Annotated in this window: 14 protein-coding genes and 1 pseudogene; 11 read left to right on the forward strand and 4 right to left on the reverse strand. The window is 59.4% G+C overall.

The features are described 5' to 3' along the window. The first annotated feature begins 2 nt into the window (after nucleotides 1–2). Complete coding sequence (locus AC5P53_RS14820) at nucleotides 3–1,064, forward strand: XdhC family protein (RefSeq protein ID WP_495227435.1); 1,062 nt, start codon at nucleotides 3–5, stop codon at nucleotides 1,062–1,064. Next, nucleotides 1,040–1,666 carry a nucleotidyltransferase family protein gene (locus AC5P53_RS14825; protein ID WP_495227436.1) on the forward strand — a complete coding sequence of 209 codons (627 nt, stop codon included), beginning with the start codon at nucleotides 1,040–1,042 and terminating at the stop codon, nucleotides 1,664–1,666. Before AC5P53_RS14820 ends, AC5P53_RS14825 begins: the two co-directional genes overlap by 25 nt. 9 nt (nucleotides 1,667–1,675) lie before the next feature. On the opposite strand, the gene AC5P53_RS14830 is transcribed toward AC5P53_RS14825, so the two are convergent. The 3 genes from AC5P53_RS14830 to AC5P53_RS14840 all read right to left on the reverse strand — a co-directional run bounded on the left by AC5P53_RS14830 (nucleotide 1,676) and on the right by AC5P53_RS14840 (nucleotide 3,744). Then, on the reverse strand, nucleotides 1,676–2,176 hold the full coding sequence (locus AC5P53_RS14830; protein ID WP_495227437.1) for a hypothetical protein: 501 nt from the start codon (nucleotides 2,174–2,176) through the stop codon (nucleotides 1,676–1,678). After that, on the reverse strand, nucleotides 2,177–2,533 hold the full coding sequence (locus AC5P53_RS14835) for a hypothetical protein (RefSeq protein ID WP_053496619.1): 357 nt from the start codon (nucleotides 2,531–2,533) through the stop codon (nucleotides 2,177–2,179). A gap of 455 nt (nucleotides 2,534–2,988) precedes the next feature. Next, entirely contained in the window at nucleotides 2,989–3,744 is a 756-nt protein-coding gene (locus tag AC5P53_RS14840) for a tetratricopeptide repeat protein (RefSeq protein ID WP_495227438.1), read from the reverse strand. Nucleotides 3,745–3,907: 163 nt separating this feature from the next. On the opposite strand from AC5P53_RS14840, the gene AC5P53_RS14845 reads away from it, so the two are divergent. The 9 genes from AC5P53_RS14845 (at nucleotide 3,908) to AC5P53_RS14885 (ending at nucleotide 12,632) form a co-directional block, all read left to right on the forward strand. After that, complete coding sequence (locus AC5P53_RS14845) at nucleotides 3,908–4,186, forward strand: hypothetical protein (RefSeq protein WP_495227439.1); 279 nt, start codon at nucleotides 3,908–3,910, stop codon at nucleotides 4,184–4,186. Between the two features lie 9 nt (nucleotides 4,187–4,195). Continuing rightward, nucleotides 4,196–4,618: a hypothetical protein gene (locus tag AC5P53_RS14850; protein WP_495227440.1), complete on the forward strand. Its 423-nt coding sequence runs from the start codon at nucleotides 4,196–4,198 to the stop codon at nucleotides 4,616–4,618. Nucleotides 4,619–5,046: 428 nt separating this feature from the next. Continuing rightward, nucleotides 5,047–6,048 (forward strand): amidohydrolase family protein, encoded by a 1,002-nt coding sequence (locus tag AC5P53_RS14855; RefSeq protein ID WP_495227441.1) that lies wholly within the window; start codon nucleotides 5,047–5,049, stop codon nucleotides 6,046–6,048. Next, nucleotides 6,045–6,605 carry a non-canonical purine NTP pyrophosphatase gene (locus AC5P53_RS14860; protein WP_495227442.1) on the forward strand — a complete coding sequence of 187 codons (561 nt, stop codon included), beginning with the start codon at nucleotides 6,045–6,047 and terminating at the stop codon, nucleotides 6,603–6,605. Before AC5P53_RS14855 ends, AC5P53_RS14860 begins: the two co-directional genes overlap by 4 nt. Then, nucleotides 6,602–7,396, forward strand: a complete 795-nt coding sequence (locus tag AC5P53_RS14865; protein WP_495227443.1) for an SIR2 family protein — start codon at nucleotides 6,602–6,604, stop codon at nucleotides 7,394–7,396. The genes AC5P53_RS14860 and AC5P53_RS14865 overlap by 4 nt, the downstream gene beginning before the upstream one ends. Before the next feature lie 566 nt (nucleotides 7,397–7,962). Further along, nucleotides 7,963–8,652: a hypothetical protein gene (locus tag AC5P53_RS14870; RefSeq protein WP_495227444.1), complete on the forward strand. Its 690-nt coding sequence runs from the start codon at nucleotides 7,963–7,965 to the stop codon at nucleotides 8,650–8,652. Between the two features lie 223 nt (nucleotides 8,653–8,875). Then, nucleotides 8,876–10,186, forward strand: coding sequence for a hypothetical protein (locus tag AC5P53_RS14875; protein ID WP_495227445.1), 1,311 nt, complete (start codon nucleotides 8,876–8,878; stop codon nucleotides 10,184–10,186). Beyond that, on the forward strand, nucleotides 10,183–10,644 hold the full coding sequence (locus AC5P53_RS14880; protein ID WP_495227446.1) for a three component ABC system middle component: 462 nt from the start codon (nucleotides 10,183–10,185) through the stop codon (nucleotides 10,642–10,644). Before AC5P53_RS14875 ends, AC5P53_RS14880 begins: the two co-directional genes overlap by 4 nt. Next, nucleotides 10,641–12,632 (forward strand): DUF3732 domain-containing protein, encoded by a 1,992-nt coding sequence (locus tag AC5P53_RS14885; protein WP_495227447.1) that lies wholly within the window; start codon nucleotides 10,641–10,643, stop codon nucleotides 12,630–12,632. The genes AC5P53_RS14880 and AC5P53_RS14885 overlap by 4 nt, the downstream gene beginning before the upstream one ends. A gap of 142 nt (nucleotides 12,633–12,774) precedes the next feature. On the opposite strand, the pseudogene AC5P53_RS14890 reads toward AC5P53_RS14885, so the two are convergent. Further along, nucleotides 12,775–13,123 (reverse strand): annotated as a pseudogene (locus AC5P53_RS14890) (tyrosine-type recombinase/integrase); the annotation flags it as partial. Nucleotides 13,124–13,948 lie beyond the last annotated feature (825 nt).

The raw sequence follows: 13,948 nt of genomic DNA on the forward strand, positions 1-13,948 counted from the left end.
GCATGGACCGACCCGTAGCCTCGCCCACTCTGGAGGTCTCCGCCGCAGGCGGAGGGGAGCCCGGCGATCTTGCCGAGGACCTGTCCGCAGCGCCGGGCTTCCTCGCCGAAGGCAGCCCGCGCGGCGTGCTCGAGACGGCCTTGACGCGCGTGAGTGCGGGGGAGCACGCCGTGCTCGCGCTGGTGCTGGAAACCGATGGCTCCACCTACGCCGGTGCCGGCGACATGGTGCTGTTCTGCAACGGCAGCCAGGTCGGCTGGCTGAGCGGCGGATGCCTGGAGCCCGAGCTCGCGCGACGCGCGGAGCAGGTGAGCGCGGCAGGGCGGGTCGACTGGATCGAGATCGACACCCGCAGTGACGACGACCTGTTGAGCGGGTCCGCGCTCGGCTGCCGCGGCCGGCTTCGGATTGCGCTGCTGCCGTTGCGTGCCATGGCCGGCATCGACAACGTCATCGAGGCTTGGTTGCGCGAGGGCGTGTCACTCCAGCGCGACCTTCGCAGGTCGGGGCAGGTCGTTTTCCGTGCCGGCCATCGCGAGCAGGCGTGGCAGCTGCATCCGATGGAGGGTACGCAGCCCTTTGGCGAGGGCGCGTGGCGTTTGCCGTTGCCCCGGCTTCCGCGGGCCCTGGTGTTGGGGGGCGGTCCCGAAACGCCCTTCCTGGTTCCGCTGCTGCGCGGCCTGGGGTGGCGGGTCAGCGTAGCCGAACGGCGAGCGCGCTGGGCCTCAGCCGGGCAGTGCGCGGATGCGCATCTTCAGACCAGCCCGGCCGAGGCCCTTCATGGCGACTGTTGCGACGCGGCACTGGTGATGCATCACGATTTCGAACTGGACCGGGAGGCGCTGGTGGCCCTGGCTGATACCAACGTCGCGTTCATTGGACTGCTGGGTCCGCGGCGAAGGCGCGAGGACCTGTTCAAGCTGCTGACACCGGATCAGCGCCACCGGCTTTCCCCGAGACTTCGATCACCGGTCGGCCTGAACATCGGCGGCCGAGGGCCGGAGGCGATTTCGCTCAGCATCGCCGCACAGCTGCAGCAATGGCGAAGCGCGCACGGCAGGTGACTGACGCGCATGCGGTCGTCGTGCTGGCTGCCGGCGGGAGCACCCGACTTGGCCAGCCCAAGCAGCTTCTGACCCGGCAGGGCGAGACCCTGGTACACCGCGTGGTGCGGTTGGCGCGCGAGCTCGCGCCAGCGCAGGTACTGGTCGTGGTGGGCGCGAACGCACAGGCAGTGACATCCAGCATTGCCGGGCTGGATGCCACACCGGTAACCAACCACCACTGGGAACGCGGCCTGGCGAGCAGCCTGCAGGTTGCCGGCGCGCATCTGCTGCCCACGGTGACCGCGGTTATGGTCGTGGCATGCGACCAGCCCGCAATCGAGCGCTCCCATCTGCAGGCGCTGCTTTCCGGTGCCCGCGCCGCAGCGTCAACGTGCGCGGGCACCCGCCACGGAAATGCGCTTGGCGTTCCCGCAGTCGTGCCGCGCGCCTGGTTCACCCCTGTCGGTGCATCCGGTGACCGCGGCTTCGGAGCGCGCCTGCGGCAACTTCCTGTCGATACGGTGCATGTCCTGCAGGCACCGGAACTGGGCCTGGATATCGATACGCCAGAAGATCTTGCGCGTGCGCGCGATGCGGGCTGGATCGATGCCGGGAGGTGACCCGCATGGTCACTTGGCCAATGCCTGTCGCGCAGGTGACCAGTGTGGGCCACATCGCGCGCCCTCAGGCACCCCGCCCCCGAACATCTGCAGCACCCGATCCGACAGAACAGGTTCCGGCACGTCAGCCAGCACCTGCTCCAGATAGCCCACCGGCTCCAGCTGCCATTGAAGCAACGCACCAAGCTGCACAACGACGGGCGCCCGCTGCTCCGCGTCCAGTGAGACCTGCAACAGCAGATGGTGCGAGCGCCTCTCCAGCCACAGCACGGGTATGCCCCGGCAAAGAACCTGGAACTCGGCATCTCGGTGCCGCTCTACGAACTGGAAGCCCTGTCGTGGCCGAGAGTCCACGAACTGCATCGCCTGGCGGCGCAGTTGTGAGAATCGATCGTCGTTGATGCTTTGGAACGCGACAGGCGAGGGCGCCGGCGTCGCCGGCCACTGCGCCTGTGCCGCGACCACCACCACAAGACAGAGCGCGTTGGCCGCCCAGCGGCACCACGCCACTCACCCCTCCGGATGCAGTCGGGTACTGGCGTGTGCGGTAAGGCCGATGCCAGCCATGATCAGGCCCTCCATGACGCGAGGGCCGACGTACTGCTCCAGCTCACCGTTCTCGCGGGCACGCTGCGCGGCCAGCAGGATCTCCAGCACCACGCGTAGCCCGGCCAGCGAGCAATCGGTATCCGCCAGGGCGATGCGTCGGCCGGGCATCTGGTGGCGCTCCGGCCACGGCTGACCATCGGAGGCGGCGCCGGCGCCGATGCTGTGCAGCAGGGCGATGAGGGTGTTCGGGTCCAACGCGGGGCCGTTGGCGGGCGCATCGTGGATCGGGTGCGGGGCAGGGGAGTGGGGCTGGGTCATGGCTGGGCTCCTTGCGTGCATGCAGAAGCCGCCACCGATAAAGGTGGCGGACGGTGCGAGGTTCGAAACCCGGTGTTCGCTAAACCGGCAGGCACAAGGCCTCCACGCACCGCCCGCCATAGCCGTCCGACGGATTGCCAGCCGGCACCACACAGGGTGATGCCGGCTGGCAAGCGTTTACTTCAGCGAACTACCGGGGTTTCGAATCCCGGCCACCTGTTTCCGGTGGCACGGAGAGGAATACGCCCGGCTGTGCGCGATGCCAATGCAGTAAGGCCGATGCCGTCACCACATTCAACATTTTCAGAATCGTTGCATATGGCGCAACGGGCCTGGAGCCTTGCGCCGCAAGGCTGTTGTCGATGTCGGCGGTGCACGCCTGACGAGTGTCGGCATCCGCCCGGCGAGGCCGTGAACGAGGCGGATGCGACAGGGTTGCCAAAGGCCGCCAGGCGTCAGTAGCCCTTCAACGCGACCTTGGTCCGCTCCAGCCATGCGGCATTGTGGCTGCGTGCGTGACGCGACCAGTGCTGGGCATCGTCGATGATGCTGGCGAACAGGCTGCGGGCCTGCTCGCGATCGTCGGGTTGCGGCTGCGCCATCAGCCATTCGGCGTACAGGCAGCGGGCGGCGGCATCGTTTCCGCATTCCACGGCTCGCTCGAACGCGGCACGGGTGCCGGGCGCTTGGGCAGCCGCCAGTGCCTGCGCGTAAAGCAGGGTCTGTTCCGACTTGCGGCGCACATCCGGATGGCGGGCGAACAGGCCGTCCAGCGTCTCCGCCGCAAGCGCGGGCTGCCCGGAATCGAGGCGGGCACGCGCCAGGCCGGTCAGAATGTAGGGATCGTCGCCCAGCGGCGAGCTGGCCGCCTGCTCGAGCAGGGTCCTGGCTTCCTCGGCCTGGCCGGCATCCAGCAGCGTCATGCCCAGGAGAACCCGATTCTGCACGGTGGGCGTACGTGCCAGTTCGGCGCGGGCATTGCGCAGGTCCTGGCCCGGGTCCATGAGCTGCTTGGCGGAACGGACGACCTGCCGGGCGCCGCGCGAGTGGCGGGCTTCCGGGAAGTAGATCGCGAGGAAGTAGACGATGCTGCCTAGCAGTGGGAAGGAGAAGAGCAGGATGAGCCAATAGAGGCTCTGGCCCGAGCGGATGGCGTGCACCGCGAAGTAGATGGCCGCCAGTACGTGGAGTCCGATTCCGATATAGGGCATGTGGGGTGCCTCGTCCGTGTGGGGGGGAACTATAGTGGGGGAGGGGTGGGGCGCCAATGGGGTGGGGGTGAGCGGGCGTGACGCGTCACGTTAATAGGGTGGGTTCTGCAGGGTCGAGCGCTGCATGCCACTATGTGGCGGGGCTGCGATGGAAGGGGGATACATGGAGCGTACGAAAAAGACACTGACGATGGCCGACGTTGCTGGATGGGGTTCGGCGCTCGTCACCTTTGGATTGATTCAAGGGGCCTTCTATCTGAAGGCGTATTGGGGACACTTCGGCCTGGATCCCTTTCAATTTGTTGCGGTGAGTGAGCTTGCGCTGGCAGGGCTTGCTGGGATCGGCATGGTGTTATTTCTCATGCTGCTGGCCTCGCTGTTTGGCGGCTGGGTGGAGATTAAGGTCACGAGCGGCAGCTCCAGAAGCAAGCTGTTCGCATGACTGTTTCCAGTGCTTTTCTTCACTGCCCTCGGGCTGCTGCTTTGGTGGTCGAACACGTGGCCTCTTCTGATAGGGATTCTTCTGACGGTCATCTGTGCGCTGATCGTGCACCTTTCGCCGGTGGCGCCCACCGCAGTGAAAGATTCCCCTTGGCTGATCTACGCTTTGGTGATGCTGGTCTACGTCTCGATAGCGTCAAACATGCTTGGCTCCCAGCGCGCCGAGAAGATTTCCTCTGGCGGCGGCAAGCACGTGACGACTGTGACTGTTGATGGAAAGGTGCACGGCGACCTAAGCCTGATGGGTCGTCTTGGTGACAGCTATGCACTGTGGGACCCGGCGCGGAAGGCTACAGTGCTTGTGCCTGTTGGCGATGTTGGGAGGTTAGAGATTGTGCGGAAGGGTGTGATTCCTGTTCCGGCAGCCCAATAGGGTTGGATCTCCGCGAGCGCCAAGCTGAGAGTGGCAGTGCACTTCAGTACGGGGGAGTAGCGATAAGTGCACCTCTCGACCCCTAGCAGACGTCCGCTCGCTCGGATCAAGTACGGCTCTCTGTCCTGATATCTGGGGCTGGCTACACATCGGCTCGCAAGCCGCACTCAGAGGCCCTAAGATCGAGAGGTAGAGAGGCGGTGGATTGGATCACTATACGATCCGCTCTGGATAAGGAGCGCGGCTGGATCCAGAGGTCCGACCTTCAAGTACCTAGTTGTGAAGGAGGCTTACTCAGCTGCGAGTCTACGAGAAGTCGCACAATGCGGGTATGGGGCTAGCATCACATGGAACGGCCTAAAGGCCACAACAAGATCTAGGGACAGCGCTTGAATCAGCGGAAACTTGAGCTGCCAGGCCTCTTGCGCTTGGCCGACGACCTCGACGACGATGGCGGCGTGCGAGCCCGCGTCCATGATCGGGGGGAACTCCACCTGCATATGAACGGCGCCGTCCCTGTATCGACCATCCGGGAGATCATGGCCGACGAAGCAACTTCGCTTCCGGCAGGGTTCGACTTCGGGCGGGACATGACCCGCGTTGTCCCTTGCAAATCGCTGGCGGAGTACCTCACGCCGTGGCAGGTGTTGCGGCTGTTCCCTAAGAAGCGCGCAAACCTCGACCGCCTCGCCCGCGCTGTTCTTGCGAGCCTAGCAGAAAATGCCGTTCGTTTCGTCGAGCTCCGCAGCAGCGTCCTGTACTTGACCGGACTTCAGAGCTGCACGCCGGCGCAAGCATTGGAACGCATCATCGAGTCGACAGGCAGCGCTTCTCAGCAATACGGCATCCGACGGGGGTTGATTCTTACCGTAACCCGGGGCGCCTACGGCGCCTCCAATCTCGCCACTCTTTTGCAGGCCTACGAGGACATCGGACGGCCGAAGGATGTCGTTGGGCTCGACCTTGCGGGAGATGAAGAGACGCCCTATTCGGCTGAGCTGCCCGCGATCATTCGTGAGGCCAAGGACCGGTATGGCTTCGGCATCACGATCCACGCTGGAGAGACTGGACGCGTGGAGAATGTCCGAGCGGCCGTGGAGCTCTTTCACGCTGACCGGATCGGCCACGGCACGGCTGCAGTCAAAGATCCTGACTTGATGGATCTACTGGCTAACAAGGGGGTCTGCGTCGAGGTCTGCCCAATCAGCAACCGGCTGACGGGCGCCGTTCCCAGTGATGAGGCCCATCCCTTGCAGGAGTTCCGACGCCGTGGCGTGCCGTTCGTCATCTGCTCCGACAACCCGGCGATCCATCAACGCGGCTTGGCTGACGACCAAGCCGCCGCTATGGCCGAAGGCTTGTCCATCTGCGACATACAGCAGCAGTACGAAGTGGCCAAGCGCTTTTCATTCATGGAGGGTCTGAAATGAAGATTCGATTCATGTCCGGCAATCAGCACAAGATCAAGGAAGTACAACGCATCCTTGGCCCTATTGGGGTGGGCATCGTGCCTGTATCCAGAAAGATCGAGGAGCTGCAGACTCAGGACGTCCATGCGCTCGTGCGGGACAAGCTAATCAAGGCGTTTCACGAGATTGGCCGCCCCCTGTTCGTCGAGCACACAGGCCTGTATCTCCGGGGACTGAACGACCTTCCCGCAGGCCTAACCCAGATTTTTTGGGACCGATTGGAGGCCAAGCGCTTCGCGGCTCTCGTGGCCGCTCTTGGTGACGACAAGGTCATCGCAAAGACGGTTCTTGGATACTGCGACGGGCGCCAAATACACCTGTTCGAAGGCGCAATCGAGGGGACGGTTCCGCGCGCACCTGCTGGGCCGGAGGATTTCCAATGGGACTGCGTGTTCATACCTGACGGCTACACGACGACGTTTGCCCAAATGGGTGCCGGAAAGGACGACATATCCATGCGCCGCCTAGCATTGGACAAGTTTGCCGCCCACCTTGAAATTTCGAGAGTCCCGGCATGAGAGCTGAACTTCTAGATGCCCACAGCAATGGCAAGCTAATGCTGTTTGTCGGAGCCGGTGTGTCTGCGAACCTTGGCTTGCCGAGTTGGAGCCAACTGATCGCGCATATTGCCGAGGAGCTGGGCTACGACCCGGCAGTGTTTGCCACCTATGGGAACTATCAGACTCTGGCTGAGTTCTACAAAAAGAAAAGAGGTGGCCTCGGCGAGCTACGGAGCTGGATGGACCGCGAATGGCACAAGCCTTCCACGAACATCAAGACCTCCGATATTCACAGGCTCATCACCCTGGGTAACTTCTCGCGGATCTACACCACCAACTACGACCGGTGGCTTGAGATCGCTCACGCTGAGTTCGATGTGAAGTACGACAGGATTGCCAGCGTAGCGGACATGGTCGCTGTCAGAGACGGTCACCGCCAGATCATCAAGTTCCATGGTGATTTCGCAGCCGACGAGTCTATCGTTCTCGACGAGACGAGCTACTACCAGCGACTGACTTTCGACACGCCGCTGGACATCAAGCTCCGCAACGATGTGCTAAGCAACTCTGTTCTCTTCATTGGCTACAGCCTGACAGACTTCAATATCCGGCTGCTGTTTTATCGACTGACCGAAATGTGGAGGAAGTCGCCGCTGGCTTCGGCGAGACCCAAGTCGTACGTCTTCACCAATCGCCCGAACCCAGCGGCAGAAGAGGTTCTGAGGCATTGGGGAATTGAGATGATCGTGTCCGATCAGGACGATCCCAAAGCAGCGCTCACCGACTTCCTGCAAGAGCTCGTGACCTGACGAAGCGAGCAGGCTCGCACCGCCCGTCGCAATGCTAGGCACAGCATTTGTTCACGAGTGCACCAACGTACATGACTTCAAAAGCACCGTGGCAATCATTGCTGGATCGCGAAGAGAGGCTGCCTGAGCAACTGCGAATCTTGCCTGCATCAGCGTCCAAGATAGCGGCAGTCTTCAGGCGGCCAGGTGGCATGAAGACCGCTGCGTCTGCTTCTAGCCGGAAGTTGACATCGGCAGGACAGGGGATTAGGAAGATTTATCGGGGGTAGGGAAGAGGGGCGGACGATCCAGTACGAACGTGGTGTCGCCCCCCCCCCCGTAAACTAGATCCAGGCATTTTTAGAGGTCTCCGGGCAAATTGACAGGGCCCGCCAGGCGTTGGAGAAGAGTTTCAGAATGGGCTGTGCCTAAGCGCCGCCGCATGTGGTTGTTTGTGATGACGTTGAAGCCGCATTGAGCAAGGAGGTGGACGGCAATTGAAGCCCCGCAGGCCGAGCACGTCGGCGTGATGTTAGAGTTCAGGCCAGCGTTGCCTACAACGTTGTGAGATCAGGAGTAGTCATAAGATGGAGTTTGATAGGGCCAGAACGGTGATTCAGCTCGCGGAACACGTGGTCGTAGGAAGCACACCCTTCGGAAAGCGGGATGATGCGTTTCGCGCGCTATCGGAAGAGCTTTTGGTCGGTCCGTGGCTAATCCTTAGCGGTCTTGGGATTCTCTGGAAGCGTCTTGTCTGGGCCTTGGTCCTGGCGCTTATCATGGCCATATACCTTCGATTGTTCGAACATGCCTTCAGCGCCGCAATGGCATTCGCGGCGCTGACCATTGCGATGCTGTGTGTCTACTTCGGACTTCCAAGCCGCACAGTGTTGGCAGGGGTCAGCGGTAAGGCCATCGATGCGCTTGCTGCGGCTATCGTTAAAAAAATCAGCGACAAGGATGAGTTGGAAAGACTGTCCGCTAGTGTGCAGCTCGTGAAGATCCAAGCTATGGAGCGTTTAGCGCGCTTCAATGTGTTCGCCGGTATCGTCTGGGGCGCGCTTTTTTGGTTTGCTGGTGCACGTATCTTCTCGCCAAGCACTTCGCCTGAGGTCATCGAGGCGAGCATCTTTCCCCTGATTGCAGCTTCTGGGCTCTTCCTTGTCCTTTTCACAGCTGCTGTGGGCTATGCCACAGCCGTTCGGGTGGTGTATCAGACGCTAGATTTCGCTTTGATGGAGGTAAAGGCGGCGCTTGCAAGCAAATGTGACGCCTAGGGAGGGACGGCTGGGCCATGCTCGATCACCTTCTTAGTGCCATTCTTGCGCGACAAAGGCCATCTTCTTGCCTCATCCATGTGGCGAAGTCGCCGTTGACAACACTTAATCACCATCAACCCTGCGCATCACGATGCATAAAGGTATGGGCGTAGCCTGGGAGTGGATTTTCGCGATGCATCGTTGGTAAGATTCGGAGTTGATAAAACAGGGGGCTGTTTTCATGTCATCAGAGCGTAGTAGCGCGCCTAGTCAAGGGCTGCTGCCGCTGGTCGCACCTGGCCAGTTGGCACTCCCCAAAGGCGAGCTGTTCCCAGGTGGCAAGCTCCCCTTCGATGCCACACGGCTCTCAGAAGCACTCAAATATCAGGTGCACGTAGCCATCGACTATTGTCATACACTAAAACCCGATGACGTTCTCTGGATCGAGGTGTATGGAGACGTCACGGTCGAGGGGCGAGAGCAAGTTGAGGTCAAGGACTACCATGGCGATCTGACTGATAGTCACGAGAACATTTGGAAGACGCTCAACAATTGGTTGAATTCCGATTTTCGGCAGGAGAGCTATGTTTCTTTGGTGTTGCTGACAACGCAGAAGTTTGGCGATCGGGCTGCGCTAGAACGATGGAACGAAATGGATGCGGATCAGCGTCTAGTGACGTTGGAGCGCATCCATCAAGAAGCTGAAAAGAGGCATAAGGACCGATCCGCATCCCGGAGTGGTGGCGTTGCAGAAGGCAACGGGTCTAATTCCAAGAAGTCAGAACAGCAACATGTTCCAGGTGTTCTGAAACTTCAAAGGCTCGTTATGAGGCCGGATGTACGGGAAGTGTTGAAGCAAGTGTTGGCCAAGGTGAAATTGATCACTAAGCAGCCAGACCTTCTGGGATTGATCGATCAATACAAGATGAAACACCTAAGGGCCGTGCTGCCTCATCGACAGGATGAGTTTCTGGATGATCTTTTCGGGTTCATGACCAATGCAATGAAGATGACTAGCGGATGGAGTTTCAAAGGATCTCAGTTCACAACGAAGTTCGCTGATCTCACCAAGCGATACATGATCGGCACTGTCAAATTTCCGTGCCTTGACGAACGAGAGTTGGGGTTGGAGGCGCAAGAGGCCATTGTGCGCGATCGTTTGTATGTCAAGAAGTTGGACGAGATCGGAGCGGGTGAGGTCGTCATTCAACAGGCCACAATCGATCGTCTGTCTGCTGAGAAGTTCATCGTCGAGCTTTATAAAGACGGTGCGACATCGCAGGAGGATGTTGAGAGATACAGCAACGATCACCTGAGATTGCATTGTTCTTCCCGCCTAGCTCTGATCTATCGGAGTGACGCATCGCTAACCCATCCAGAGCGACAAAGGGCGTCATGCGCTTTCTATCACGACACATGCGCTCGACCGGTGACGGGATTTGGGAGCTTTGATCAAACACCGGTTGCCTTTCGCAACGGCATCTACCATCTCTTGGCCGATCAGGATGCGCTGGGCTCGCCTAGCGACTTCCAGTGGAGGCTTTGGGAATGATGCCAGGTGCCATTGAACATCTTTATACGCTTCAACGCTCGCCATTTGCGCTGGCGCCAGTTATTCACCAGTTTTACGATGAGGCGGCGCTTCGTGAGCGCGATCTGTTGCTGAGCTACTTGGTTCTTCCTATGGTTCTTTTTCCGGCGATGCAAAAATACCTCCTCGCCGCAAATAGTCGAAGCAGCCTGCGCACTCTTTGTCACGAGCAGTCCAGACTTGTGGGCCTAGTCCAGAACACCGCTCGGTTCAAGGCGCTGACTCATGCCGCGCTGCTCGTTTTAAATGCCGAGCGCAGGATTGAGATCACTGACGCGTTGGCGGTGAAGTCCGTCGGTGAAGTTCGTGGGATCAATGCAGTCCAGAAGCACCTGGATGCGGCTCGCCGGCTGTCCTTGATCTTTTCGGAGGCGGATGTCGTATCCATCTACAGGATGTTGGGGTTCAAGTCGCTATGAAATGCTTTGTCCGCTACATCGGTGTCGTTGACACAGACGGCGATCTGCACCATGTCAAGTTCGAGCGGGGCCTTAATGTCATTACGGGCAAGTCCTCGACTGGCAAGAGCGCAATCCTTGAGATTTTTGACTACTGCCTGGGAAGTCGTGAAGATACGATCCCGGTTGGAATCATCACAGAGCGAGCAGAGACGTTCTTTGTGGTCTGGCAGTTCCATGGGTATTTTTTGGTAACTGCACGCAAAAAGAATTCCAATCGATGCTTCCTGCTTGAACAGCAAGGCACTGATCCTGATGCACTCTTAGCGCTAATCAAGCAGTCAGCGGCTTTTTTTGCTGAGAAGCACTTCATGCCGCTGGCTGATTTCATCAAGAGTCTCGGCCGCTACTTCTCAATTACGCTAGAAAACATCGATGAGGATCCATACTCCAAGCTCGCTGGCCGGAAGAAGGCTGCCACTCCGTCTGTGCGAAGCTTCTCTTCGTTCATGCTTCAACATCAGAACCTCGTCGCCAATAAGCACGCGATTTTTTATCGGTTTGATGAGAAGGAAAAACGCGACCAAGCGATCAACCACTTCAAGATATTCATGGGCTTGGTCGATGAGGCCTATTTCGATCTCCTGAAAGAGCAAGAAATTGCCAGAAATGAGCTAAGGAGAGTTCAAGCTCAGATCCCAAAGCAAGCCGAACGAAAAGCCACTGCTATAGGGAAATACCGGGAACTCCTCGCGCAGTTCAAGGCTTTGGCCGGGGTAGACCTGATCGAGGCAACCCCAGAGCAGATTCATGCGCGCCCACGCGAGATGCTCCATCAAATTTCCGGGCGGAAGGTCAGAATTGATGTGCTGTCTGATCAGATCGAGTTCAGAAAGGAGGCGCTTAACCGCAGGCGGGCTGAGGCACTTCTTGAGAAGCGCCAGCTGCAAGCCCAGCTGAGGCTGGTCACAGAGTCGGTGAGTTCCGCAACGCAATTTAGCTTGGATTCGAGGGCAGATCGGCTGCCTGCTTCGACTGAGCTTTTTGAAGCCCATTGTCCTGTTTGTGCATCCGAGACGGCGTTAGCGGCAACTGAGGCCAATCGGCTCGTAGACGCCATCAACTGGCTCAACGGTGAGCTCACACTGTCGACCTACGCGCGCGAAAGCTTTGCAGCAGAGGGGCGAAAGGTTCAAGAACAGATAGGCATCATCGATGGACGGCTGCGTTCGATCATTGCTGAAATGCAGCCCATCGAGGAGGAGGCCGAAAGGCTTAAATCGTCGGGGTCCATCGACGAGCAGGCGACTAAGGCGAAACTGTTACTTGAAATTGCAATCCAGGAACAATTGGACAAGCCTGAGTCGGAATTGTCCGAGCAGGCCGCACGCTTGTCCGTAGAAGTTAGTCGACTCGGTCAGCTGCTGGCGCACTACAAGATTGAGCAGAGGCTTGCAGCGTTGAGCCAAAGCATCAATGCCAAGCTATGCATGTTCGGCGATCGGTTTGGCTTTGAAAGCACCTACAAGCCTTCGAGGTTGCGCTTTGATATCGAGACCTTTGAGCTTTGGTATCAGCAAGACGATACGAGCCGGGTCTATCTTCGGTCGATGGGAAGTGGTGCGAACTGGCTCTACTCACACTTGGCGCTCTTTTTAGCCTTGCATGCTCAATTCGCGGCTGAAGCCAATTGCAAGATCCCACCCGTTCTCTTCCTGGATCAGCCAACCCAGGTCTACTTTCCGGCGTCGTTGGATGACGGAGAGCAATTTGATCCGGAAGATTTGGCCAAGCAGTCCCGGCGTGAGACACGAGTTGACGAAGATATGAGTGAGGTGAACAACATGTTTACCCAGCTCGCCAAGTTCTGCGACCAGACGGCAAAGGCAACGGGCGTGATGCCACAGATCATCGTGTCTGATCACGCGGACAAGCTCTCTCTGGGAGACCATTACGATTTCGGTAGCTTTGTTCGCGCCAGGTGGAGAACCAGAGGCTTTATTGAGTGAGGCTCGACACCGTTTGAGATCGCGGGGCGAGTTCCTTGATCTGAATCGCCAAGGGGACGCATGCTACCCAGACACTCAGCAGGACACAATTCGGCGGGTTAGGTTAGGGGCGTTACTTCGAATTCCACTCTCTTCGCCACTCCTAATCGTCCTCCAAAAGACGAGCGGCGGGATTCGCCGTGGCCCCGCCTGTCTGGAAGTAGCCCACCACGCTCGACACCGACCGGTGCTCGGTCAACTGCATGATGGCAGGCAGCGCCACGCCTCGGCGACTCGCTTCGGTTACGAACCCCGACCTCAGACTGTGCCCGCCAAAATCTCCCCTTCAGACCCGCCAGACGCGCCCGTCGCTGTACGATCTCGGCAACGGAGGCCAGGGACAGGGCAGGGCCCACGCGCTGTTTCCATAGCCGCCGAAAAATCTCCCCTTCAGTGATCCCGGCTGCGTCGAGCCAGTCCTGCAGAGCGAGGGCGACCCGATCCAGCACCGGACCTGCAACTAACGCTCCTCGTCACGGTGTACCCGGCGAGCGGGGACTTACCGGATCGGATCCAACTAACGTCGCTTACTTCCCTGGATCTAGCCCGAGTTGGCTCAGATTCGTGCCCGTGTCGAGCGCGCATGCTGCTACAAAACGAGGAAGTAGCACTTTTACCTGGCACGATCGCCTCCGAAGGACGAATCGACTCGCCCGAGTTCCTCCAATTGAGCTAGTCGCCCGCCAACTAAGTGCGTTGCTTACTTGACAGGGGCGCCGCCTTCAGAAAAGTAGCGCTAGTAAGTTGAGCGGCGTAGCACCTTTAGTTGGGTCGGCTCCGAGCCAACGCCCAGCCATTGCCACGCAGAGCCAACAAAGGCCAAGATCCGGCGAATATACGATTTCGCAATCTTGGTACTTGTTTGTACTGTTGCGCCCCGGAAATGGCTGTTTCAGCGAGCAAAATGCACGAATCCAGAGCATTTAAGTGTTTCGCCGACGTCGAGGGCCAAGTGTTGCGGCTGATGCTTGAGCAAGGCGCAACGGAACTTCATGATCACGCAACGGGCAGGCACCTGCCGTTGCGCGACCCCGGGGCACGTGATGGCCCTCCAGACTGTGGCGCAGTCAGGAGTATGCGCTTTCTTCAGCTCGCGAGATTCAAGCGGCTGTGCTCGAAAAGCACGCAGGACGTAGGGTTGCCGGCGTCCGACTTCCGGCGGCTTCGGCGCGGGTACCAAGAGGTGAACCCGGACCTAAATCAGATCCAGATCGTCCGGCGTCAGCCCTGCCAGCGCCAGCACCCTGTCTTGCCTCATCTGTTCCCCCCAGAGACTC

The sequence above is a fragment of the Stenotrophomonas sp. YJH_SMC_82 genome, assembly GCF_059368875.1.